This is a genomic window from Microvirga sp. (assembly GCF_014699075.1).
Taxonomy (GTDB): domain Bacteria; phylum Pseudomonadota; class Alphaproteobacteria; order Rhizobiales; family Beijerinckiaceae; genus Microvirga.
Map to the genome: position 1 here is coordinate 347,164 of NZ_JACXAB010000002.1, position 21,202 is coordinate 368,365.

At 67.6% G+C, this 21,202-nt stretch carries 28 protein-coding genes; 5 read left to right on the forward strand and 23 right to left on the reverse strand.

Annotated elements, in window-relative coordinates; genetic code table 11:
- Positions 1 to 71: 71 nt before the first annotated feature.
- The 6 genes from hisI to IC232_RS04930 are packed head-to-tail and all read right to left on the reverse strand — an operon-like array spanning position 72 to position 3,786.
- Entirely contained in the window at positions 72 to 452 is a 381-nt protein-coding gene (hisI, locus tag IC232_RS04905) for a phosphoribosyl-AMP cyclohydrolase (RefSeq protein WP_190843802.1), read from the reverse strand.
- The gene (locus tag IC232_RS04910) at positions 433 to 777 is read right to left on the reverse strand and encodes a hypothetical protein (RefSeq protein WP_190843803.1); all 345 of its coding nucleotides are present in this window, start codon (positions 775 to 777) and stop codon (positions 433 to 435) included. The genes hisI and IC232_RS04910 overlap by 20 nt, the downstream gene beginning before the upstream one ends.
- The gene (locus IC232_RS04915; RefSeq protein WP_190843804.1) at positions 774 to 1,550 is read right to left on the reverse strand and encodes an alkylmercury lyase family protein; all 777 of its coding nucleotides are present in this window, start codon (positions 1,548 to 1,550) and stop codon (positions 774 to 776) included. The genes IC232_RS04910 and IC232_RS04915 overlap by 4 nt, the downstream gene beginning before the upstream one ends.
- A 41-nt stretch (positions 1,551 to 1,591) precedes the next feature.
- Positions 1,592 to 3,025: a mercury(II) reductase gene (merA, locus tag IC232_RS04920; protein WP_190843805.1), complete on the reverse strand. Its 1,434-nt coding sequence runs from the start codon at positions 3,023 to 3,025 to the stop codon at positions 1,592 to 1,594.
- A gap of 36 nt (positions 3,026 to 3,061) precedes the next feature.
- Positions 3,062 to 3,358, reverse strand: coding sequence for a cation transporter (locus IC232_RS04925; protein ID WP_190843806.1), 297 nt, complete (start codon positions 3,356 to 3,358; stop codon positions 3,062 to 3,064).
- 11 nt (positions 3,359 to 3,369) lie between these two features.
- On the reverse strand, positions 3,370 to 3,786 hold the full coding sequence (locus tag IC232_RS04930) for a mercuric transporter MerT family protein (RefSeq protein WP_190843807.1): 417 nt from the start codon (positions 3,784 to 3,786) through the stop codon (positions 3,370 to 3,372).
- Positions 3,787 to 3,857: 71 nt separating this feature from the next.
- Here IC232_RS04930 and IC232_RS04935 point away from each other — a divergent pair, with 71 nt between their 5' ends.
- Positions 3,858 to 4,295, forward strand: coding sequence for a MerR family transcriptional regulator (locus IC232_RS04935; protein ID WP_190843808.1), 438 nt, complete (start codon positions 3,858 to 3,860; stop codon positions 4,293 to 4,295).
- Positions 4,296 to 4,342: 47 nt separating this feature from the next.
- On the opposite strand, the gene IC232_RS04940 is transcribed toward IC232_RS04935, so the two are convergent.
- From IC232_RS04940 to IC232_RS05015, 17 genes are all read right to left on the reverse strand, one after another.
- Positions 4,343 to 4,816, reverse strand: a complete 474-nt coding sequence (locus IC232_RS04940; protein ID WP_312895107.1) for a cytochrome c — start codon at positions 4,814 to 4,816, stop codon at positions 4,343 to 4,345.
- Positions 4,806 to 5,327, reverse strand: a complete 522-nt coding sequence (locus IC232_RS04945) for a hypothetical protein (protein WP_210335224.1) — start codon at positions 5,325 to 5,327, stop codon at positions 4,806 to 4,808. The genes IC232_RS04940 and IC232_RS04945 overlap by 11 nt, the downstream gene beginning before the upstream one ends.
- 122 nt (positions 5,328 to 5,449) lie before the next feature.
- On the reverse strand, positions 5,450 to 6,334 hold the full coding sequence (locus IC232_RS04950; protein WP_190843810.1) for a F510_1955 family glycosylhydrolase: 885 nt from the start codon (positions 6,332 to 6,334) through the stop codon (positions 5,450 to 5,452).
- 72 nt (positions 6,335 to 6,406) lie between these two features.
- Positions 6,407 to 6,625, reverse strand: a complete 219-nt coding sequence (locus IC232_RS04955; protein WP_190843811.1) for a hypothetical protein — start codon at positions 6,623 to 6,625, stop codon at positions 6,407 to 6,409.
- A gap of 159 nt (positions 6,626 to 6,784) precedes the next feature.
- Positions 6,785 to 7,102 carry a hypothetical protein gene (locus IC232_RS04960; protein ID WP_190843812.1) on the reverse strand — a complete coding sequence of 106 codons (318 nt, stop codon included), beginning with the start codon at positions 7,100 to 7,102 and terminating at the stop codon, positions 6,785 to 6,787.
- A gap of 53 nt (positions 7,103 to 7,155) precedes the next feature.
- Positions 7,156 to 7,467, reverse strand: coding sequence for a hypothetical protein (locus IC232_RS04965; RefSeq protein ID WP_210335233.1), 312 nt, complete (start codon positions 7,465 to 7,467; stop codon positions 7,156 to 7,158).
- A gap of 107 nt (positions 7,468 to 7,574) precedes the next feature.
- Positions 7,575 to 7,898: a hypothetical protein gene (locus tag IC232_RS04970; protein WP_190843813.1), complete on the reverse strand. Its 324-nt coding sequence runs from the start codon at positions 7,896 to 7,898 to the stop codon at positions 7,575 to 7,577.
- 146 nt (positions 7,899 to 8,044) lie between these two features.
- Complete coding sequence (locus tag IC232_RS04975) at positions 8,045 to 8,689, reverse strand: NrsF family protein (RefSeq protein WP_190843814.1); 645 nt, start codon at positions 8,687 to 8,689, stop codon at positions 8,045 to 8,047.
- Positions 8,686 to 9,243, reverse strand: a complete 558-nt coding sequence (locus tag IC232_RS04980) for a sigma-70 family RNA polymerase sigma factor (RefSeq protein ID WP_190843815.1) — start codon at positions 9,241 to 9,243, stop codon at positions 8,686 to 8,688. Before IC232_RS04980 ends, IC232_RS04975 begins: the two co-directional genes overlap by 4 nt.
- A 94-nt stretch (positions 9,244 to 9,337) precedes the next feature.
- Positions 9,338 to 9,874: a TlpA family protein disulfide reductase gene (locus IC232_RS04985; protein ID WP_190843816.1), complete on the reverse strand. Its 537-nt coding sequence runs from the start codon at positions 9,872 to 9,874 to the stop codon at positions 9,338 to 9,340.
- Positions 9,871 to 10,005: a hypothetical protein gene (locus IC232_RS32825; RefSeq protein ID WP_281413345.1), complete on the reverse strand. Its 135-nt coding sequence runs from the start codon at positions 10,003 to 10,005 to the stop codon at positions 9,871 to 9,873. Before IC232_RS32825 ends, IC232_RS04985 begins: the two co-directional genes overlap by 4 nt.
- An 11-nt stretch (positions 10,006 to 10,016) precedes the next feature.
- Positions 10,017 to 10,454 (reverse strand): DUF411 domain-containing protein, encoded by a 438-nt coding sequence (locus IC232_RS04990; RefSeq protein ID WP_190843817.1) that lies wholly within the window; start codon positions 10,452 to 10,454, stop codon positions 10,017 to 10,019.
- Between the two features lie 26 nt (positions 10,455 to 10,480).
- Complete coding sequence (locus IC232_RS04995) at positions 10,481 to 11,788, reverse strand: multicopper oxidase family protein (RefSeq protein WP_246812053.1); 1,308 nt, start codon at positions 11,786 to 11,788, stop codon at positions 10,481 to 10,483.
- Positions 11,789 to 12,024: 236 nt separating this feature from the next.
- Entirely contained in the window at positions 12,025 to 12,375 is a 351-nt protein-coding gene (locus IC232_RS05000) for a hypothetical protein (RefSeq protein WP_190843819.1), read from the reverse strand.
- Positions 12,376 to 12,910: 535 nt separating this feature from the next.
- Complete coding sequence (locus IC232_RS05005; RefSeq protein ID WP_190843820.1) at positions 12,911 to 13,066, reverse strand: hypothetical protein; 156 nt, start codon at positions 13,064 to 13,066, stop codon at positions 12,911 to 12,913.
- A gap of 37 nt (positions 13,067 to 13,103) precedes the next feature.
- Positions 13,104 to 14,066 carry a c-type cytochrome gene (locus IC232_RS05010; protein ID WP_190843821.1) on the reverse strand — a complete coding sequence of 321 codons (963 nt, stop codon included), beginning with the start codon at positions 14,064 to 14,066 and terminating at the stop codon, positions 13,104 to 13,106.
- Between the two features lie 173 nt (positions 14,067 to 14,239).
- Positions 14,240 to 15,025: a Bax inhibitor-1/YccA family protein gene (locus tag IC232_RS05015; protein WP_190843822.1), complete on the reverse strand. Its 786-nt coding sequence runs from the start codon at positions 15,023 to 15,025 to the stop codon at positions 14,240 to 14,242.
- Positions 15,026 to 15,386: 361 nt separating this feature from the next.
- Between IC232_RS05015 and IC232_RS05020 the strand changes: the two genes are divergently transcribed.
- The 4 genes from IC232_RS05020 to IC232_RS05035 are packed head-to-tail and all read left to right on the forward strand — an operon-like array spanning position 15,387 to position 21,166.
- On the forward strand, positions 15,387 to 15,866 hold the full coding sequence (locus IC232_RS05020; RefSeq protein ID WP_312895108.1) for a FixH family protein: 480 nt from the start codon (positions 15,387 to 15,389) through the stop codon (positions 15,864 to 15,866).
- A 46-nt stretch (positions 15,867 to 15,912) separates the two neighbouring features.
- The gene (locus IC232_RS05025; RefSeq protein WP_190843823.1) at positions 15,913 to 16,407 is read left to right on the forward strand and encodes a FixH family protein; all 495 of its coding nucleotides are present in this window, start codon (positions 15,913 to 15,915) and stop codon (positions 16,405 to 16,407) included.
- Positions 16,407 to 17,972 (forward strand): efflux RND transporter periplasmic adaptor subunit, encoded by a 1,566-nt coding sequence (locus IC232_RS05030; RefSeq protein WP_190843824.1) that lies wholly within the window; start codon positions 16,407 to 16,409, stop codon positions 17,970 to 17,972. Before IC232_RS05025 ends, IC232_RS05030 begins: the two co-directional genes overlap by 1 nt.
- Positions 17,969 to 21,166 (forward strand): efflux RND transporter permease subunit, encoded by a 3,198-nt coding sequence (locus tag IC232_RS05035; RefSeq protein WP_190843825.1) that lies wholly within the window; start codon positions 17,969 to 17,971, stop codon positions 21,164 to 21,166. The genes IC232_RS05030 and IC232_RS05035 overlap by 4 nt, the downstream gene beginning before the upstream one ends.
- Positions 21,167 to 21,202 lie beyond the last annotated feature (36 nt).

Here is a 21,202-nt window from a genome sequence, read left to right on the forward strand (position 1 = left end):
AAACAGATCTGGAGTTGCTACAGGTTTCCGGCGGGTTAAGGAATTTCTGAGCACCGAACGACGGTCGGCGCTCACGCCGGGCGGAGAGTTGGCCCCTCAGGTCCATCCTCGATCACACGGTAAAAGCAGCCTGTCCGTCCGGTGTGGCAACAGCCACCATCGCCGCCGACCCGGACCTTGAGCCAAACGGTGTCCTGGTCGCAGTCGACCCGCAGCTCCTGGACATGCTGGATCTGGCCGCTGGTCGCGCCCTTGTGCCAGAGCTCCCGGCGGGACCGGCTCCAGTACCAGGCCTCGCCGGTCTCGATGGTCCGGTTCAGCGCCTCCGCGTTCATCCACGCCAGCATCAGGACCTCCCCCGTCACCACGTCCGTAGCGACTGCCGGGACAAGGCCATCCCCATTGAACGCCACCGCCAGGACGGAGCCCTCCTCAATGTCTCGCTTCGACATCCTGCCTCCTGATCCCGACTTTCACCACAACCCGGTCCGGAAACTGCAAGGCACGGGTTTCCGTCGTGCAACATGGGCTGCCCGGCAATTCGCGTGAGGTACCCGGAGAGGCGGCGGAAGCAGCCTTTCTCTGGTGCATCCGCCAGGACACCAGCAGAGCCGCGGTTGCGGCAAAGCTGACAACGCCCAGGCTAACGGATCCGCTGAGCCACCCAAGCAGGCCTCCGACCAAGCCGACAACCGCAGCCGGCCCGAGGCAGCACATCGCGTAGAGGGGAAGCACGACGACGAAGGTGACAAGCATCGCGACCAGTTTGTCATTCACGGCAGATCCTCCGACCCGTCGTCTTGCCTTGCGGCGGCGAGGACAGGCCCGAATATCGCGCGGCCGACCTCCAGGGCCTCGTTCATGTTCAGGCGGGCTCCCGCGCGCGGGCTTGCCTGGCTGCCGAGCCAGCGTTGCAGGTGCCCGTCGGAGCAGAAGAACGCGATGGCCGGACAGCACGATGAGGCCGCGTTGTCGGTGTACGCAAAGTCGTACCAGACGACCGCCTCGGGATGGGACACGCTCCGCAGCGCTTGGCCTACATCGGCGGTTGTGACGCGTATCGTCTCGCCGCAGGAACGGCATTGCGACTCCACGGTGACATCGGTGCCGTACATCGCGGCGACGCCGAGGGCGTCGATGGCGCACAGGGCATTCAGGACCTGGCCGTCGAGTTCGACTCGGTGTCCGGTCGCCCGCTCCGTGAAGGGATAGGCCAGCCAGATGGTCTCCGCCCCGGCGTCGAGGCCGACGAGATCCCGCAGTTGCAGCTTGCGCAGGAGCGCGCCGACACGGCCTCCGTCGATCCCCGTCGTGGCAGCGATCTCGTCGATGTTTGGAGGCCGCCCCTTGGCCGCGTAGAGCCGCAGGACGGTCCGCCAGACGATGTCCTCGCTCGCTTCGAGCGCGTGCGACCACTTGTCGAGCAGGCCCGAACGGGCCGTCATGCGTCCGGCGAGGGCCTGTCGGACAGCCGGCGTCGTCGCGGCCGACCAGTCCGGGCGCAACACGCCCGGCCTGATCTCCGCCGCACGCTCCCGTGTGGGGTTCACGGTGATGGTCATGGCTCAATCCTCCATGGAGTTGGCCGGCGCTATCCTGCGCAGCAGGACAGCTTCTTGACGTCCTTGTCGAAGGTCTGGGCGGCGAGCTTGAGCCCCTCGACGGTGGTCAGGTACGGGAAGATCGCCTCCGCCAGATCATCGATCGTGAGCCCGCCGCGGATCGCCATGGCCGCCGTCTGGATGCTGTCCGCACCTTCGGGCGCCAGGATGTGGGCCCCGAGCAGCTTGCGGGTGCCCCGGTCCGCCACGAGCTTGATCACGCCCCGCGTGTCGCGGGCGGCCAGCGCCCGGGGCACGTTGTCGAGCGACAGCACCGAGGTCCGCACGTCATGGCCGGCAGACCGGGCCTGCGCCTCTGTCAGGCCGACACTGCCGACCTGCGGATCGGTGAAGACCACCGCCGGCATGGCCGAGTTGTCATAGCGCAGGCTGTCGCCGTTCAGGGCATTCTTGGCTGCAAGCTTCGCCCCGTAGGCGGCCATGTAGACGAACTGGTCCTTGCCCGTGACGTCACCGGCCGCATAGACGCCGGCCTTGCTGGTGCGCATCCGGTCGTCGACGAGAATGGCACCGGTGGGGGTCTGGGCGACACCCGCCTCCGCAAGGCCGAGGCTTTCCGTGTTGGGGGCGCGTCCGGTTGCGACCAGAATGCGTTCGGCGCGGATGGTCTGCGCAAGCCCATCCCTGACGACCGTGAGCGCGACCCCATCCTCCGTCCTGCGAACGGAGCCGTAGGCCAAACCGCCCATGACCGTGATGCCCTCGTTTGCCAGGTAGCCGGCAAGGGCCGTCCCGATCTCAGGCTCGGCCTCGGGCAGAAGGCGGCTGCGGAAGACCAGCGTCACCTCGACCCCGGAGCGCGCGAAGGTCTGCGCGAGCTCGGCTCCGATGTAGCCGCCGCCGACCACAATCATCGAATGGGGCAGCTCGGTCAGGGACAGCGCCGCCGTGCTGTCGAGCGCGGACACGTCGGCCATGCCCGGGATGGCCGGCAGGGCCGGCCGCGTGCCGGTCGCGATGATGATGCGGTCGGAGGCGAGGCGCTTGCCGCCAGCCTCCACGCCGCCGTCGACGAGCCGGGCCTGGCCCTCATGGTAGGCGACATTGTTGTAGGCCGGCAGGAGGTCGGCGTACTTGGCCTGGCGCAGGCTCGCGACGAGATCGTCCTTCTGGGCGACCAGGGCCTGCCAGTCGGCGACCCGCGCGGTTCCGTCGATCCCGGCAAAGCGCGAGGCTGTGTTCGCGTGGTGCACCGCCTCGGTGGCCCGGATCAGGGCCTTTGAGGGCACGCAGCCGACATTGACGCAGCTGCCGCCCAGCGTGCCGTAGCCAACAAGGGCGACCTGCGCTCCCTGCTCGGCAGCCGTGATGGCAGCGGAAAACCCGGCCGACCCGGCCCCAACCACCACCAGATCGTAGCAGTCGTTGCCGTTCTTCGCGCCTGTGGCGCAGCAGTCACTCATGATCTCAACTTTCGTGTGTTTCGGTCGGGACGTGGTTTATGAAGAGCCTTTCACGGTCGAGGGAAAGCCGGCATTGGTCGTTGCCTGGGTCAGCGCCTCGGGCGTGACCTTTTCATCGTCGAAGGTGACGGTCGCCGTCGCCATGCCGTCAGCTTCAATGACTGTGACTTGGCTGACGCCCGGAACGCGGGAGAGCGCCTTCTTCACAATCGGGGCGCAGCTCACGCAGCTCACGTTCTCAACCTCAAGCGTGACGGTCCGTGGCGCGGCTATTGCTCCACCCGCGAGCATCAGGGCGGAGGCGGTCAGGGCGATACGAAACAGGGTCTTCATCTCAGGTCTCCTCACAGGCTGATCAACAGCGGGGCGGTGTAGGGGAAGGTGACGGCCGCCAGGACGAGCACGGCAGCCGTCCAGAGGCCGATTTTGGCGATGCGGCTCGATCCCGGCCGCGCACAGGAGCTTCCCGGCGCACAGGCAGCCTTGGGCTGACGATAGATCCGCCAGAAGCCAAACGTCAGGAAGGCCACCGCCACGGCCACGAAGGCGGGCTGGTAGGGCGCCAGCGCGGTCAGGTTGCCAATCCATGCTCCACCCACCCCGAAACCGAAGAGCGCGAGTGGCAGGATGCAGCAGGACGAGGCTCCGAGCGCGGCCAGAAGGCCTCCCACCGCCAGCAGACCTTGGCTGTCACGGGGAGCGCTCTCGCTCGCTGGCCGGCTCTCCAGGTCACGTGCCTCTGCACGGGTCAATGAACGCATCAAACAATCTCCTTTACGTCGATGGAGCCACCGTGCATCCTGTAGTGACTACAGGAGCAAGAGGATTTTTGATGGAGGCGATCACGCATTCGCGAGGTGACACGTTCCCCATCGGCGAGCTGTCACGGCTCACAGGGGTGAACATCGAGACCATCCGCTACTACGAGAGGATCGGGATGCTGCCCGCGCCACCCCGAAGTGAGGGGGGCCGAAGGGTCTATGATCACCACCATACACGCGTACTGGCCTTCATCCGACGCGGCCGCGAGCTCGGGTTCACGCTGGACGAGATCAAGGCGCTTCTGGCGCTGGGCGGGCCGGAGCGGGCCCCGTGCGGCGACGTTCGTGAGATTGCCGCAAGACACTTGGACGACATCCGCATGAAGATCGCCGACCTCAGGAAACTTGAGCGGCTGCTCGGGCAGACCATCGACCGGTGCGAGGGCGGCACCGCCCCCGAGTGCCCGGTGCTCGACATCCTCTCGCCCGAGCCGGGGCGCCGTGCATAATTCCTCGCCTTTCTCCCTTGTGGCGGCGGGTCTCTACGGTGCCGCCGCTACTTCTGGCGAGCAGCGTCCGCCCGGCTGCGTTCGTCCTGGTAGCGGCGAGCCCGCTCCGGCCATGTGCTCCGGATGTAGGCGAGCACCGCCTCGATCTCCTGGTCGGCCAGCATTCCCTCAAACGCCGGCATGTCGCTTTCGTGCCCCGGCACAACCGCTCCCATGCCCTTCTTGGTGATCAGGAAGAGCTCGTGGTCGCTGTGATGCCAGGTGTGCCCGTTCTCGTCGTGGGGAGGTGCCGGCAGGCGGCCGTTCACCTTCGGCGTCTGCCAGTCCGGCTGGCCTTCGAGCTTCAGGCCATGGCAGGAGGCGCAGTGGGCGTCGTAGAGCTGCCGACCATGGGCCACCATCGGGTCCGCGGCCCAGAGACGAAGACCAAACCAAGCCGTCGCGGCTCCTACGACGGTGACGGCACCCACCGCGAGCCAGGGCCGGTGGGGGCGCAGCCTAGCCGTCCTGTCAGACCGCACTGAGAGGCTCGACAGGGTGGCGTTCATTCCCGGTTCGGGCGGCCCATGCGAAGGCGGCGAGCGGGACGACGATCCACTGCAGCAGCGGGGACAGCCCGACATGGAAGCCGAACACCGGGAACACGGGCATTAGGTCGGAATAGGCCCACGCCGCCCGGACCACGATGTTGAGCCACTCGCTGAAGGTCGTATAGCCAAGCCCGAAGGCAACGGTCAGCGCAGCCACGGTGCGAAACCGCTCGGCCGGCCAGGCGCCGGTGCCGACGGTCAGCAAGGCGATGGTCAGGCTGGAGAGGGCAATGAGGATGTCCCCGCCCGTGCAATGGACGGCCGCAAACGCGATTTCAGCCCAGGATCCGGTCGTCCAGAGCGTGTAGAGCGGCATGTGGGCGAATTCCCAAGCGAGGTTGCCCAGGGCCATGGCAATCAAGTAACGGCGCAGTGCCGCGTGCCAGGAACGAGTGATCCCGGGATGGCGGCCCGTGGCCGTGTGGGTTGCGCCGGTGGTCAATTCGCCTCCTCTGATCGTTGGTGCCCGTTCTCCGAAGCCCGTGCCGAGACAGCCCCGCCGGAGCACCGGCTCCCCCGGATGAGGGCGCGGTGCCCCCGGGGATGGTCTGCGCCCGGAGCCATCTAAGAGCCACCGGCTCCCAGCTCAGACCATGTCTGTCCCCGGTCCGTGCTGGTGAGCACGCGGCCGCGCGCCGTTGCGACGAAGAGGCGAGCCGGATTGGCGGGATCTCCCGTAAGATGCAGAGGAACGCCCCCGCCGAAGTCGTCACTGATGGTTGCGAACGCCAGCGACTCGGCGTCGGAGCGCAGGAGGCCACGCCCGACGACGTATGCGTAGAGCGAACCGTCCGGGGTCACCTCGACCAGACTCACGGGCGCCCCGGCGAGGACGGTCGTCCAGCCCTTGCCGCCGTCACTGCTCACAAGGAGGCCATTCTCCGTGGCGGCGTAGAGCGTGTCGGATGTCTTGGCGGAAGCGGCGAGGTCGATCAGCTTGTCCGGGATGGGGCCCACGACCGTCCAGGTCCTGCCGGCGTCCCGGCTCACCTGGAGCCCGCCGTACGCGCCATAGATCGTCGCGGGGTCCGCGCTGCTCACGCTCATCTGGTGGAAATCGACGGGTCCCTTCACGCCCGGCGAGACCTGCCGCCAGGTGGCACCGCCGTCAGTGGAGGCGATGAAACCCAGGTTGCCTCCGCGTGCGGGGTGCCCGCTCGCGAACAGCGTCTTCGGGTCTGTCGGATGCGGGGTGAACCCCATGAAGTCCTGAACCTCCGAAATCCTCTCCGCGCGTCCGTCCGGGCCAGCCCGGAAAAGGCCGTGATGGGTCGCGATCAGGAGCCGCGACGGGTCCTGACGGTCCACGGCAAGCCCGTGGATATGCGTCTGGCGCGGCAACTCCGCGACGCGCACGGTCTCCGATGCCTTCGACGCAGTCGCGCCGATGACCACCAACGGGCCGATCACGGCAAGGGCGAGCCAACAGGGTCCTCGTGAAGATCTCATCGCAGCGCTCTTTCATTTCTGATGGGCCCGGCCGGCGCGACACCGCTCCGCAGGGCTCGTGATCGGCTAGGGTCAGTGCCGGCTCGGGGGAGCGGTGTCGGCGTCCTCCGCCCCCGAGGCTGGTTCCAGGATCGAACGGCAGGCGCGACGGATCGCGGGTCCCTCGAACTCCGGATCGAGCGCCTCAAGGGCGTAAAGCAGATGGTCTGCCACGTCCAAGCGCTTGTCCGCAACAGCCTGCTCGAAGGCCAGGAACACCTGGCGCTCAAGCGCATCGAAACTACGGGGCATGATGGCACTCCTTTGGCTTGCTGCCGCCTCGCAGGGGGCGGCGACCGATCCTTCTCCGTCCACGGAAGACGGACTTCGCCGGCCTCCGGCCCTGTCCGTGATGGGGGATGCGGCCGCCGCAGGGGGAGGTAGTGACGCGGCGGCCGCCCGTCGCGCCGCCTACCCCTTCTGTTCGGGGGTGGCCGGCGGGGTCTCGCGCGACGGATTCTGATTTTTCATCGACTGCATCATGCGATTGCAGTCCTCCATCATTTTCATCATGCCGGCCATGCCACCGCCGCTCATGTTGCCACTCATGTTCCCCATGCCACTCATGTTCCCCATGCCGCCCATGTTGTCCATGCCGCCCATGTTGCCCATGCCCTGGCCTTGCGGTGCGGCCGGGGCGGGGGCACCCTGGGCGTGGAGCGCCGGAGCCATTGCCACGGTCGCACCGAGCGCGGCGAGGGCGAGAGTTGTCTTTGTGAAGGTGTTCATGTCTGCATCTCCTTGGATGTCGTGTTGAATGTTGTGAATGGGTTCAGTTGCGGTCAGGCCGGTTCCGCGCCCCCTTGGCCAGCGTTGGCCGCCCGCACCGGGACGGCGCCATTGCTCTCGCTCTTGCAGGCGTTGCCGCCCTTCATGCACAGGCCGAGCGCGCACATGGCCGCGCACGGCGCCAGGGCCAACAGCAACGGTGCAATACCCGCGGCCACGAGCCAGCCCCAGTTCAATGCGGCGCCGCCGACCAGCAGGATCGCCGCTAGGGCGATCCAGGTACGCCGCCCGCCCCATCCGAGCCGGCTGAATGGCTGCGGCAGGCGGCTCGACTTCGTCATGACGGAACCGTTGCTTGCGTTCATGTGGAGACCTCCGTTGATGTGCTCCATGCACTTCTGACCATAAGTTCGGAGGCAGCCGCGGATCGGTTACATGCTCACGCGGTCGTGAAGGGCCGGTCCCGACATCGTCAAGGCATCTGCGCCCCGGATATGTCGGCTAAGCCTTGGTTCTGTGACGCTCCTGCGGCTGCAGGCGACCTTGAGGGCGTGGAAGTCGAGCGCGCACGGTCCAGGAAAGCCCGCGAGGATGGGGCCGGACGCGTGCCCTGGCCGATGCCTTGAAATGACAGCACCATGAACACGGCCATGGCCCCCAGCAAAAGCCAGACGAGCCTGCGCAAGGCACGCACGCCGGCCTTGGCTTGGCTCGACCGGATGCGCCGCCTCGGACGCCGGCCCTTGTGCCAGGTGATGTCGGACCGTTGCGCCCGAAATGCGGATTGTCGTGCCATGAAGCCCTCCGGCCCAACGCTTTGCATCAGGGCTCCCGTGCCCAGCCGGACGCTGCGTATACGTCATCAGGACTTCGCAAGACTGGGCCGGCCGTTCACAGGCCTGCTGACCGCCCGACGACGCAGTTGGCCGCGGGTGTCTCCGGTCACCAACGCAGCAGACGCGGACCGAGCAGCGCTCCGGCCACGGTGCACAGGATGATGGTGCCGCCGTACCAGAGCGCGATGAACGGCAGGGAGTCGTCCATGCAGTGCAGCGCATAGCCCATCGCGCTCACGCCGCCGGCGGCGAGGCCGGCGAAGGCACCGGTCCGCGCCAGGTCCGTGGGCGCCGCAAACCGGTGCACGGTCCAGACAATCACCGCAAAGGGCACGATGGCGATGATCGGGATCGACACGAGGCACTCAAGCCACATGTCGCCCACGATCATCGCCTCCCAATGGGTGCTCGGTGCATAGGCGAGGCTCAGGCCCGCGAGCAGCACGATGGCGGCGAACGGCAGCAGCGCCAGAACGGGACGGGTCCGGCGCTCTCCGCCCGGGCGGGCGAGGCGCGTCAGCAGCAGCGAGGCCATCAGGACGACGCCCGCCGAGAAGGCGAGCTTCAGGCCGAGAAAGGCCAGGGCGCCGGGCTCGTGCAGGTCCGGACGGACCCCGAGCGTCAGCAGGGCCGCAACGAGCGCCCCACCGGCCCCGAGCGCCACCGCGAGGCCGAGGCTGCGCCTGAGCTGGCCGCGGTCCACCGGCTCAACGTTCATGCTGAGCATGTTGATCAGGTCGTCGGTCTTCATGTGGTCCTTCCTCGGGCGATTGCCGCCGCCATGGCCTTGAGGCCTCGATGCACGCTCACCTTGACCGCCGATTCCGACATGCCGCAACGGGCGGCGGTCTCGGCGACGCTCAGGCCGTCGATCTTAACGTGCCGGATCGCGCGCCGCATCTTCTCGGGCAGCCGCGCGAGCAGGCGGTTGAGGTCAAGGGCGCTCTCCGCCCCGGCATGGTCGTCCTGGGCCTCGAAGTCGGCGGCATCCTCGATGGGCACATCCGTCATGGAGGTCTTCGTGTGGCGCAGGTGGTCGATGAGCTTGTAGCGCGCGATGGCGTGCACCCACGGGGTGAAGAGCTCGCCCGGGTCGTAGGTGTGCCGTCGGGTATGGATCGCCATCAGCGCGTCCTGCACCAGATCCTCCGCCTCGTCCGCGCTCCGCCCGATCCGCGCGAGCTTGTTCTTGTAGTAGGCCCGCAGGTGGCGGCTGAGCCTGTCCAGGAGCGCGCGGTGGGCCGCCGCATCGCCGTTCAGGCCGGCCGTCATGAGCGCCCGCAGCTCGGCTTCGTTCGCAATCATGAGCGTTCACCCCTTAGTTCGTGCCACATGGGTGTTCGGTTACACCGCCGCGCATTCATCAATGCGCGGCGCGCGCGCGGGATCAGTGGCGTTCTCATGGCGCCCCTCCATCCGAAGCGGGACCGATGCGTTCGCGCAGGATCTGGACCATCTCGGGCGCATCCCAGACCGTCGGTCCGATCAGCCGCCCGACCTCCCGCCCCTCCCGGTCGAGAAGGAGCGTGGTCGGCAGGCCGACCGCGTTGAGGTCGCGCAGGGCCCGCCCCGACGCGTCGAGATACACCGCGATCCGGCCGACCCCGGTCTCGCCGTAGAACCGGCGCACCGGCCCCACCCCGGCACGGTCGACGGACAGGGCGACCACCTCGAAGCCCGGGCCGCCAAGCATCGCCTGCAGGCGGTCCAGCGCCGGCATCTCCTGGCGGCACGGTGGGCACCAGGTCGCCCACACGTTCAGGAGCACGACCTTGCCCCGGAAGTCCGCAAGGGTCCGCGTGCCCCCCTCGCCGTCGACGAAGCGCAGATCGGGCACGGGGCGCGGCTCGTGGTGGAGAACGAAGGCGGCGGGGCGCTCCGTCGCGGCGGCCGGCGCCGCCGCGAGGACGAGGAGGGCGAGGAGAAGCGATATCATCGCCCGCTCCCGGCAATGGCCTTGACCAGTGCGATGATCGCGAGGACCAGCGCGACGCCAAGCAGGAGCCCGACGAGGCCCATGCCCCCCATCATCCAGCCCATCGGGCCGCTCATCATGTCATGCATCATGGTTCGTTCCTTCACTCGACCGCGAAGATTTTGGGCGTGGCGTCGCCCGAGATCTCGTACATCGTGAACGGCTCCATCTTCTGACCGGCCATCCCAGGAGAGCCCATCGGCATGCCCGGGAGCGAGATGCCCTTGATCGCCGGGCGCTCCGTGAGGAGCTTGTTGAGGGACTTCAGCGGCACGTGCCCCTCGACGACGTAGTCGTCGACGAGGGTGGTGTGGCAGCCTTCAAGGTCGGTGGGGACGCCGTGCTCCTTCTTGACCAGCGGCAGGTCGTGGGTGGTCACGACCTTCACCTCGAAGCCGTTCTCGCGAAGGTACTTCACGTACTCCTCGCAGCAGCTGCATTGCGGGTTCTTGTAGAGTGTGGCCTGCTTTGCGCTCTGTGCCAGCACGGGACCGGCGAGCGTCAGGGCGAGGGCGAGGGCGGCGGTGTTGAGGATGCGCATGTGATTTCTCCTTGAGGATCGTGGTGTCAGGCGACGCGGATGGAGCCCATCATTCCGCCCGCCTGGTGTTCCAGGACGTGGCAGTGGAACATCCAGTCGCCGGGGTTGTCGGCCAGGAAGGCGATCTCGACCCGCTCGCGCGGCGCGACCAGCACCGTGTCCTGCCATTCGCGACGGCGGGTTGGCACGCCGTCGCGGCCGAGCACCCGGAAGGTGTGGCCGTGCAGATGCATCGGGTGCCACCACTCCGTCTCGTTTTTGATCGCGAGGATGTGGGAGCTGCCGTGGGCGAGCGTGGCCATCGGCTCGTGGACGTGCCCCGTGGCGGCGACGCCGTTCATGGCCCACACCAGGCTCTGGCGCAGCATGGCGCGGACGTCGGTCATCTCGCCATGCACCATCGCCCCGGCCATCGTCCCCATCATGCCGCCGGCGAGAACCACATCGTGGCGTTGGGCGGAGGACAGGTCCGGCTCCCGCACCGGGTTCGCGGGCAGTGGCAGGACAGCAGTCTCCCGAGGCTCGCGCAGGGGCCCGCCGGCATAGGCGAGATCGAGCAGCCGGTAGTCGAGACCCTTGTAGAAGGCGTCCGTGACCTTGAACCGGCCGCCGGGCCGACCCGTCATGTCGATCACCAGGTCGACGCGCATGGCCGGTCCGATCACCACCCGCCCACCCTCGGGCGCGTGCGGCTCGACCGGGTGGCCGTCGAGGGCCACGATCCAGGGGTCGTGCCCTTCGAACTCCAGGCCGAAGATGCGGGCGTTGGCGGCGTTGACGAGACGGAGCCGCATGCGTTCGCCGCGGCGGACCTCGAAGGCTTGGGCCACGGCCCCGTTGACCGTCGCCGTGTTGCCGATGCGGCCGGCGTGGCTGACATCGTGCAGGTTGCCGAAGTCGTCGCTGATCGACCCGTCCTTGAGAAGGCGCCAGTCGCCCAGCATCCAGGTGACATCGCGGTCGACCGGATAGGGCTCGCGCTCCTCCACGATGAACGGGCCGGAGAGGCCGCGCCCGACCTGGGCATGGCTCCTCTGGTGCGGGTGGTACCAGAACGTGCCCGCGTCCTCGCAGGCAAACTCATACGTAAAGCTCTCGCCGGGGCGGATGGGCGCCTGGGTGAGATGGGGCACGCCGTCCATCGGGTTCGGCACCCGCAGCCCGTGCCAATGCACTGTGGTCTCCTCGGGCAACCGGTTTTCCACGAGGACGCGCACGCGCTCGCCCTGGCGGACCCGGATCCCGGGGCCAGGGACCGCGCCGTTATAGGTCCACACCGGGGTTGCCGGACGTGCAGCGCCGGCGAGCGCCGCCTCGCCAGGTGCGGCGAGCAGCCGGAACTCTGCGTCATGGGAGCCCTCATGGGCCCGGGGGCCGGGCGGAAGGCTGGCGGCGAGCGCGAGGCCCGCACCGCCGGCCAGAAGGGCGCGGCGGCTGAGCGCCGGCCCGGAGCGATTTGACATGGTCTTCATCCTGAAACGTGTGGGGGCGGCCCGGGCGAACACGGGCGCCCGGCGCGCGGTGTCGACCACCGGCGCGCGGGTTCAGGCGCGGCCGCGAGCGGCGCGCCTCAGCTCAGGATGTTGGGTTTCGGCGGAAAGGGCTCGGGCGGGCCGCGCAAACCCGTCGCCCGAAGGACCAAGACAGGATGCGCGGGCGCCCGCGCATCCGACACGAGGTCGGGCGGGAGCGGGAGGACGGCGATCATGGCCGCGCACAGGGCGGCGCAGGCCGGCATTGCATTGCCGTCCTGATCGCATCCGTCACAGCCGTCAGGCATCGGCGCGCTCATCGCCGCGGCGGCCATCTGGGCGCTCATCTGCGCCGCCTTGACCCCATGCGTCGCCAGCCCCACCGCCAGGGTGAGGGCCAGCACGAGCGCGCACAGGCGGTGGAGGGAAGCCCAGGTCATCGAATCCAAGATAGCAGCCCATGGTGAGGGCGCAAGGCCGGTGTGTCCGAATGTCCAGCGGCGCGGGAATCCGTGCACCGGCCATGGTAAATCCCGCGTTTCCAGCTTCGCTCCGCCGGAATGCCCGTTGGCGACCGGGGCGCTCGGCATCGGGCCTTGCCGCATTGGCGCATGGTCGCGGTCGCCTGCCGCGGCGGCTCCGCGCTTGGCAGGGGGCATTCGCAGACGACCTCCCCGATGGCGTGACGCTGGTCGGGGCTGAAGGGCGCGGTTTGCGCGAGTTCCGCAACAGGCAGCGCGGGCTCTGTCATGAGCACGGCACGGCGCACAGTCGATGTCCTGACGATCATCCTGGAAGACCCGATCCCCTGTCCAAACTCGCGTCGGCGATGGGCAGGCCGGCGCTGTTCGGAAGGGAGCGGATCCGGATCTGTTTGTCGAGTGGCACAGCCCGGCGCGCGCTTTGCGCACGGACCCCGGCCAACCGACCGTGGCACGGGACCCGCCCGCAGGACCGTGACCGCCGGTCCGGGACCATCCGCTCTCAAAACAACGCCTCCCCGGCCAAAAGGCCGGTCGCCGCCGCGGCCGCGGCCGCGGCAAGCAGCAGGGCGAAGAGGATCCTGAACAGCCGCGCGCCGCGCCCGGCCACCCCCGTGAACGCCAACGGTCCCAGCGCGACGGCCGCCGTCGCGATCATGGCCGCCAATCTCAGCATCTCAACTCCTCCCGGCCCATCATCGGCACATACCCATCATACCGCCGCCCATCATCCCACCCATCATGCCGCCACACATCCTGCCGCCGGGCCGGACCTCGCCGTAGCGGGGCGGCAGCGACTTCAAGTAGGTCGCCATCGCGAGCCGGTCGGCCTCGGTGAGGCGCGCCGTGTTGGAGACCACCTCCCGCATGGGCCCGCCGACATGCATCGCGCGCATTCCGCGCCCGGCCAGCAAGCCGGCGAGGTCCTGCACGGTCCATCGCCCGATGCCGGTCTCGATGTCGGGGGTGATGTTGGGCACCTCGTAGCCTTCGAGCCGCTCGCGCGTCCCCGACATATGCCGGGCGCGGTCGACCGCGCCCAAGGGATTGCGGGGCGCGTGGCAATCGGCGCAGTGAGCGACCGCGTTGACGAGGTAGCGGCCCCGGTTCCATTCCGGGCTGCGGGCCGGCTCCGGCGCCAGCGGGCCGCGATCCAGGAACAGGATCTTCCACGGCGCCATCGCGAGCCGCACGTTGAAGGGGAATCCCAACTCGTGGGGCCGGTCCGGCTGGGGAACGGTCGGAACCTGGCGCAGAAAGGCCCACAGGTCGGCGATGTCGCCGTCGGTCATCCCCGTATACGAGGTATAGGGAAAGACAGGATAGTAATGCTCGTTGCGCGGGGACACGCCGCGGCGCAGGGCCCGGCTGAAATCCTCCAGACTCCACGCGCCGATGCCGTGCGTCGGATCGGGCGTGATGTTCGGTGCGAAGAAGACCCCGAACGGGGTCGGCAGAGCCCGCCCGCCGGCGAAGGCCGCCCCGCCGCCGGCGCCGTTGGTGTGGCAGTTGGCGCAGTTGCCGGCCGTGGCGAGATACGCCCCGCGCCGGGCCGCCTCCGGGTCGGGCCTCGCCGCCTCTGCAGTCTGGGCGCCCGCCGGTTTCACGCCGATCATCAGAAGCAGCGATGCGATGGCGACGTGTGCGGTTAAAGCCATGGGCGCAGCTCCTTCATGTCATGGGCGTCAAGCCCACCAAGAGGCGCCCGAGGGGCGCACACAATCCTGGGCCTCCGGTGGCGGGTGCCACCGGAGGCCCAGGATCACTTCGCAGGGCGCATGGCTTTGGTTACATCCAATGTGACGGCGTCCGGCGCGGACCGCATGGCAGGCTACTCGCTGCGATTGACGCCCACGAGCGACAACAGGAACTGGAACATGTTGATGAAGTCGAGATAGAGCGTCAGGGCGCCGAAGATCGACACCTTGGCCGCAGCTTCGGCGTCAAGGCCGCCCATGAGGTACATCTCCTTCAGCTTCTGCGTGTCGTAGGCGGTAAGGCCTGCGAAGATCAGAACGCCGATTACGGAAATGCCGAACTGGAGCGCGCTCGATGCGACGAAAATGTTCACAATCGAGGCAATGATCAGGCCGACGAGGCCCATCATCAGGAACGAGCCCATGCCCGACAGGCTGCGGCGGGTGGTGTAGCCCCACAGCGACAGCGCACCGAAGGAGGCCGCCGTGATGAAGAACACCTGCACGACGCTCGCGCCGGTGTAGCGGATGAGCAGCGTCGAGAGCGAAGCGCCCATCACCGCCGCGAAGGCGAAGAAGGTGGTGCGGGCGGACGCCGCCGACATCCGGTCCATCCGGAACGTGAAGAAGAAGATGAAGGCCAGAGGCGCCAGTGCCACCAGCCACATCAGCGGCGTGGTGTACAGAAGGCGGCCGAACGCCGTGAGAGTGACGCCTCCGACCTGCCCGGCGGCGGATCCGGGGTCGCTCGTGGTGGCCGCCATGTTGACACCGAGAGCCACGAGCGCCGAGATGCCAAGGCCCAGGACCATGTTGTTGTACACGCCAAGCATGAAGCTGCGCAGGCCTTGGTCGACCTGTGCAGCCGTCCGGGCCAGGCCGGTGCCATAGGCGGTGGGGTTCTGCTCAAAGGGTTGCATCGAAGTCCTCTCCTGTTCTCGACCCGTCGCAAGCGCGGCAGGCTCCTGGGCGACCAACCGCCATTCTTCGGGATAGTTCGCTGGGATTGCGGGTTTGGTTACATCCCGCACCTGTGAGCTGCAGCCGCCGCGCGACAAGGCCAAGCCGTTTCCACTGCGCCTGCAACACCGCTTATTCACCGAGCCGGATGGCCACGGCGTGTAACCAGCGCCGCCTCCCCACCGAACTCCCTCTCAGGACGCGGCGTGAGGCACAGGGAATGGCGCCCAAACCGGTTCCGGTCCGCGGCGCTCAAATCGCCGTGGGGGCTGTAACCGTTTCATTGGTGCCAGCGAACTCACCTACAATTGGGGATTTTCCGTGAGAGTCTTGAACATCGTGTCGCCAGGTTTGCCGCACAGGAGCGCCGCCCGTCCCTTTGGAGGCCGGGCCGTGCAGGCGGCTCTCCGGGCCATGACGATGGCTGTCGTGATAGCACTTTCCGTTCTCGCCAGCCCAAGCTTGGCACAGGACGTCGGCGCGTCCGATTACCAATTCGAGCTCGTCGACCGTGAACTCAAGCAGGGTTACGGCGCCGTCCTGACCGTGCGGCTTGTGCATCGACAGACCGGGAAGGTGGTGCCCGATGCGGTCGTGTTCATCAGCCGGCTGGACATGTCGCCGGACGGCATGGGTGAGATGACGGCGCCGCTGGAGCCGGTGCCCGACGTACTGCCGGGTTATTTCCGCTTCGAGACCGACCTCGTCATGGAGGGCGACTGGTCGCTCGTGCTCATGGCGAAGGTGCCGGATGCGGACGGCTACGTCCGCGGCAAGCTCATCGTGACGGCGGTTCCATGATGCTTCGCTCCGGACTCCCCACACGAGAATCTACGAGGCTGCAATCATGAAGAAAGCTGTCATCACGCTCCTGTTCCTCGTCGTGCTCGGCGCGGCCACCGCGGCCGGCTACCGTGTCGGCGCGGGCGAGCTCACCCTGCCGGGCTGGGTGCCACCACAGGTCACGGCAGCGCTCGCCAGCCTGCTCCCCGCCCGTGCCGTCACCCCGGTCTCGTCCGAGGCTCTGAACGGCTACGAATTTCGGCTGGTTAGTCCGCAGGCCCGCTCGGGTGAGGCTCTGGTCGCTGTCGAGCTCGTCCATAAGCCGACCGGCAAGCCCGTGCCTGATGCGGTGATCTTCGCCCGCCGCATCGACATGGCCCCCGAGGACATGGCGATGATGACGGCGCCTCTGGAGCCGCAGCCGGCCGACAAGCCCGGCACCTACCTGTTCAAGACCAATCTCGCGATGGAGGGCGGCTGGCAAGTGTCGCTCGCCGCGAAGGTGCCCGGCGAGGCCGGCACCGTGCAAGGCAAGCTTATTCTCAAGGCGGTGCAGTAATGGACCAGATCTCCCCCCTCCACTCACTGGAACGCCAGGACCCCTTCGCGAGCCATGACCCCTTCGAGCCCGGCACGGCTCCCGAGAGGGCCCAGCCGCCGCGCCGCGGACGAACCCTGAAGCGGCTCGCGCTCGCCGTGCTGGCGGCCACGGCGCTGGCGGGCGGGTTCGCGGCGGGGTTCCATGGCGGCCGGACCAACTGGCCGTTGCCGGGCTGGATCCCGGCCCCGGCCGTAGCGATCCTGAACGGCCCTGCGCCGGCCGCTGGGGGGCCGGTCGCCTACTACCGACATCCCGACGGCCAGCCGGCCTACTCGATCTCGCCGAAGAAGACGGAGGACGGCCGGGATTTCCTGCCGGTGCCGGCCAGCGCAGACGTGAGCTTTGATGAGAAGCCGAAGGACGCGCCGGCCGGACAGCCTGCTGCCGATCAGGCCGGCGGGAAGAAGATCCTGTACTACCGCAACCCTATGGGCCTGCCCGATACCTCACCGGTGCCGAAGAAGGACTCGATGGGGATGGACTACATCCCGGTCTACGAAGGCGAGGCGGAGGATGGATCGACCGTCACGGTCTCACCGGGCAAGCTGCAGCGCACGGGCGTGCGCTCGGAGGCTGTCGAGCGCCGCGTGGTGATCCGTCCGGTCCGCGCCCCTGGCACCGTGAAGCTCGACGAGCGCCGCATCGCCGTGATCTCGCTGCGCTCCGAGGGCTTCATCGACAAGGTCGAGGACGTGACCACCGGCGAGCGGGTGCGCAAAGGCGATCCGCTGTTGCGCCTCTATTCCCCTGACATCGCAGCGGCGAGCGCGCAGTACCTCAGCGTCCTCAACGAGGGCACGAATTCGGGCGCCGGGCGCCCGCTTGTACTGGACGGCGCCCGGCGCCGGCTTGAAAACCTCAACGTGCCCCCGGAGGTGATCGCCGAGATCGAGCGCACCCGAAAGGTGCCGCTGTCGATCACCTGGTCAGCACCGCGTGACGGCGTCATCCTGGAGCGCAGCGCTATCGAGGGCATGCGGGCTATGCCCGGTGACGTGCTGTTCCGGCTGGCCGACATCTCGACCGTCTGGATCCTCGCGGACGTGCCCGAACACGACCTGGGTGCCGTCCAGCCGGGCCAGGCAGTGACCCTCAGGGTGCGCAGCCTGCCGGGGCAGACGTTCTCGGGCCGCGTTGACCTGATCTACCCGCAGGTGAACCCGGAAACCCGCACGGCCCGGGTGCGGATCGAGATCCCCAACCGGGACGGGGCACTGCTGCCGGACATGTACGCGGACGTCGAGTTCGCCACCGGCTCCGGCAAGCCCGTCGTGGCCGTGCCCGACAGCGCGCTCATCGACACCGGCACACGTCAGATCGTGATCGTCGACAAGGGCGAGGGCCGCTTCGAGCCGCGCCAGGTCAAGGTCGGCGCCCGCGGGAACGGCTTCGTCGAGATCCGCGAGGGCGTCGCGTCAGGGGATCAGGTGGTGACGTCCGCCAACTTCCTCATTGATGCCGAAAGCAACCTGAAAGCCGCTCTGCAGGGCATGACGGCTCCTGCCGAAGAGAAGCCCCAATGATCGCCGGTACCATCGCTTGGTCGTCCCGCAACCTCATGCTCGTCCTGATCGGGACGCTGTTCGCGGTCGCGGCGGGGCTGTACTCCCTGCGCAGCCTGCCGCTCGATGCCATCCCCGACCTCTCCGACGTGCAGGTTATCGTCTACACGGATTACCCGGGTCAGGCGCCGCAGGTGGTGGAGGATCAGGTCACCTATCCGCTCACCACCGCCATGCTGACCGTACCGAAATCCAAAGTGGTGCGGGGCTTCTCGTTCTTCGGCGTCTCATTCGTCTACATCATCTTCGAGGACGGCACGGACCCGTACTGGGCGCGCTCGCGAGTGCTCGAATTCCTCAATGCCGCAGGAAGTCGCCTCCCTGCGGGGGTGACGCCGACCCTTGGCCCTGACGCCACTGGCGTCGGCTGGGTCTACCAGTATGCCCTCTTGGCCAAGGATCTCACCCTGGCGGAACTGCGCTCGGTGCAGGACTGGAAAGTGCGCTTCGCCGCCGCCAAGGCCGAGGGCGTCGCCGAAGTCGCCGCGGTCGGCGGCTTCGTCAAGCAGTACAATGTCGTGGTCGATCCGCGCCGCCTGCGGGCGCAGGGCGTCTCGATGACCATGATCCGCGACGCCATCCGCGGCAGCAACATGGACGTCGGCGGGCGCACCGTGGAGCTCTCCGAGTTCGAGTTCATGGTGCGTGGCCGCGGCTACCTGAAGAACATTCAGGACATCGAGAGCATCGTGCTCAAGACCGATGCCGGCACGCCCCTGCGCCTGGGCGACATCGCCCGTGTCGAATTGGGGCCTGACGAGCGGCGCGGCATCACCGAGCTCAACGGCGAAGGCGAGGTCGCAAGCGGCATCATCCTGCAGCGCTTCGGGGCCAATGCGTTGAACGTGATCGAGAGCGTGAAGCAGCGCCTTGCGGAGGTCCTGCCGAGCCTGCCCGCGGGCACCGAGATTGTTCCCGTCTATGACCGCTCGCAGCTGATCGAGGCCGCCATCGAGACGCTCAAGTTCACGCTGATCGAGGAGAGCGTTATCGTCGCGCTCGTCTGCATCGTGTTCCTGCTCCACCTGCGCAGCGCGCTTGTTGCGATCCTGATGCTGCCGGTTGGTATCCTAATCAGCTTCGTCGCCATGAAGATGATCGGGCTTGGATCCAACATCATGAGCCTGGGCGGCATTGCGATTGCGGTCGGGGCAATGATCGATGCGGCTATCGTCATGATCGAGAACGCCCACAAGCACCTGGAACGGGCCCCCAAGGACAAGCCACGCGTCGAGATCCTGATCGAGGCCGCAAGCGAGGTTGGCCCGGCCCTGTTCTTCAGCCTGCTGATCATCACCGTGTCGTTCCTGCCGATCTTCACGCTGGAGAACCAGGAAGGCCGCCTCTTCGGGCCGCTCGCCTTCACCAAGACCTTTGCCATGGCCTCCGCCGCCTTCCTGTCCGTGACGCTCGTCCCGGCCCTGATGGTGATCTTTGTGCGCGGGCGGATCATTCCGGAGCACAAGAATCCATTGAACCGCTTTCTGATCTGGATCTACCGGCCGGTCATCCGGGGCGTGCTCAAGGCCAAGGTGTTGACGATCCTCGTCGCCCTCGTGGCGCTCGGCGCCAGCGTCTGGCCTGCGCGCCAGATCGGCTCCGAGTTCATGCCGACCCTGAACGAGGGCACGCTGATGTACATGCCCACCACCTTGCCGGGCCTGTCGGTCACCAAGGCCGCCGAGCTTCTGGCAACCCAGGATCGGATCATCAAGTCGTTCCCTGAGGTTGCCTCGGTCTATGGCAAGGCCGGCCGCGCCTCGACAGCCACCGACCCTGCGCCAACGGAGATGTTCGAGACGATCATCAACCTGAAGCCAAAGAGCGAGTGGCGGGCCGGCGTCACCATCGACAGCCTCAAGGCCGAGATGGACAAGGCGCTGCAGTTCCCCGGCGTGTCGAACGCCTGGACCATGCCGATCCGGGCGCGCATCGACATGCTCTCGACCGGCATCCGCACCCCTGTCGGCATCAAGGTGTTCGGCACCGACCTTGCCGAGATGGAGAAGATCTCGCGCCAGGTCGAGGCCGTGGTCAAGGCGGTGCCCGGCACATCGAGTGCATTTGCTGAGCGGGTCATCGGGGGCTACTACCTTGACATCACGCCAAACCGGGAGGCGCTTGGGCGCTACGGGCTGACGGTCGGCGACGTGCAGGACGTGATCGCCATGGCGCTCGGCGGTGAGACGGTGACCAACACGGTCGAAGGGCGCGAGCGTTACAGCGTCAACGTGCGCTATCCCCGCGAGCTGCGCTCGAACCCGCAGGCCATCGCCACCGAAGTGCAGGTGCCGATGTCAAACGGGGGCGCCGTGCCCTTGGGCGAGGTCGCGGAGGTGAAGCTCAATCGGGGCGCGACCTCGATCCGCACGGAGAACGGCCAGCTTGCGGTCTACATCTTCGTCGACATCACCGGACGCGATCTCGGCGGCTATGTCGCCGAGGCCCGGCAGGCAGTTGCCAACGAGGTCAAGTTCCCGCCGGGCTACTACGTCCAATGGAGCGGTCAGTTCGAGTACCTGGAACGCGCCGAGGCGCGCCTCAAGATTGTGGTTCCCGTTACGCTCCTGATCATCTTTCTGCTGCTTTACCTCAACTTCAAGCGGCTCACCGAGACGTTGATTGTGATGCTGTCGCTGCCGTTCGCGCTGGTCGGCGGGCTGTGGCTGATGTGGTGGCTCGGCTTCAACATGTCAGTGGCCGTGGCGGTCGGCTTTATCGCGCTTGCCGGTGTGGCGGCCGAGACCGGCGTCATCATGCTGATCTACCTCGATCACGCGATGAAGGAGGTGCAGGCGGAGCGTGCTGCCCAGGGCCGCGCCTTCAGCCGCGAGGACCTCTACGCGTCGATCATGGTCGGCGCCGTGGAGCGGGTGCGGCCGAAGATGATGACCGTCGTCGCCATCATGGCGGGCCTGATTCCGATCCTGTGGAGCACGGGCGCCGGATCGGAGATCATGCAGCGCATCGCCGTGCCCATGATCGGCGGCATGGTCTCGTCGACGGTGCTGACGCTCGTGGTCATCCCGGCGATCTACGCCCTCGTGAAAGGGCGCAGGCTGCCGCGACGGCAGGACACGATCCCGAGCCGCGACGGCAGCCCCGAGACCCTGTCCGCACGCCCCGGAAACGCGTTGCCGCGGGCGGCCGAGTGAGCGTCATGAATGTGCCTGTCATGCAAGTGACCACCA

Coding starts and splice junctions, on each gene's coding strand:
- hisI (WP_190843802.1), bottom strand. CDS start 452: ATGTCGAAGCGAGACATTGAGGAGGGCTCCGTCCTGGCGGTGGCGTTC.
- IC232_RS05030 (WP_190843824.1), top strand. CDS start 16,407: ATGGACCAGATCTCCCCCCTCCACTCACTGGAACGCCAGGACCCCTTC.
- IC232_RS04955 (WP_190843811.1), bottom strand. CDS start 6,625: ATGCCCCGTAGTTTCGATGCGCTTGAGCGCCAGGTGTTCCTGGCCTTC.
- IC232_RS04985 (WP_190843816.1), bottom strand. CDS start 9,874: ATGATATCGCTTCTCCTCGCCCTCCTCGTCCTCGCGGCGGCGCCGGCC.
- merA (WP_190843805.1), bottom strand. CDS start 3,025: ATGAGTGACTGCTGCGCCACAGGCGCGAAGAACGGCAACGACTGCTAC.
- IC232_RS32825 (WP_281413345.1), bottom strand. CDS start 10,005: ATGATGCATGACATGATGAGCGGCCCGATGGGCTGGATGATGGGGGGC.
- IC232_RS04950 (WP_190843810.1), bottom strand. CDS start 6,334: ATGAGATCTTCACGAGGACCCTGTTGGCTCGCCCTTGCCGTGATCGGC.
- IC232_RS05015 (WP_190843822.1), bottom strand. CDS start 15,025: ATGCAACCCTTTGAGCAGAACCCCACCGCCTATGGCACCGGCCTGGCC.
- IC232_RS04960 (WP_190843812.1), bottom strand. CDS start 7,102: ATGAACACCTTCACAAAGACAACTCTCGCCCTCGCCGCGCTCGGTGCG.
- IC232_RS05035 (WP_190843825.1), top strand. CDS start 17,969: ATGATCGCCGGTACCATCGCTTGGTCGTCCCGCAACCTCATGCTCGTC.
- IC232_RS04935 (WP_190843808.1), top strand. CDS start 3,858: ATGGAGGCGATCACGCATTCGCGAGGTGACACGTTCCCCATCGGCGAG.
- IC232_RS04965 (WP_210335233.1), bottom strand. CDS start 7,467: ATGAACGCAAGCAACGGTTCCGTCATGACGAAGTCGAGCCGCCTGCCG.
- IC232_RS05010 (WP_190843821.1), bottom strand. CDS start 14,066: ATGGCTTTAACCGCACACGTCGCCATCGCATCGCTGCTTCTGATGATC.
- IC232_RS04930 (WP_190843807.1), bottom strand. CDS start 3,786: ATGCGTTCATTGACCCGTGCAGAGGCACGTGACCTGGAGAGCCGGCCA.
- IC232_RS04925 (WP_190843806.1), bottom strand. CDS start 3,358: ATGAAGACCCTGTTTCGTATCGCCCTGACCGCCTCCGCCCTGATGCTC.
- IC232_RS04990 (WP_190843817.1), bottom strand. CDS start 10,454: ATGCGCATCCTCAACACCGCCGCCCTCGCCCTCGCCCTGACGCTCGCC.
- IC232_RS05025 (WP_190843823.1), top strand. CDS start 15,913: ATGAAGAAAGCTGTCATCACGCTCCTGTTCCTCGTCGTGCTCGGCGCG.
- IC232_RS04975 (WP_190843814.1), bottom strand. CDS start 8,689: ATGAAGACCGACGACCTGATCAACATGCTCAGCATGAACGTTGAGCCG.
- IC232_RS04980 (WP_190843815.1), bottom strand. CDS start 9,243: ATGATTGCGAACGAAGCCGAGCTGCGGGCGCTCATGACGGCCGGCCTG.
- IC232_RS04970 (WP_190843813.1), bottom strand. CDS start 7,898: ATGGCACGACAATCCGCATTTCGGGCGCAACGGTCCGACATCACCTGG.
- IC232_RS05005 (WP_190843820.1), bottom strand. CDS start 13,066: ATGATCGCGACGGCGGCCGTCGCGCTGGGACCGTTGGCGTTCACGGGG.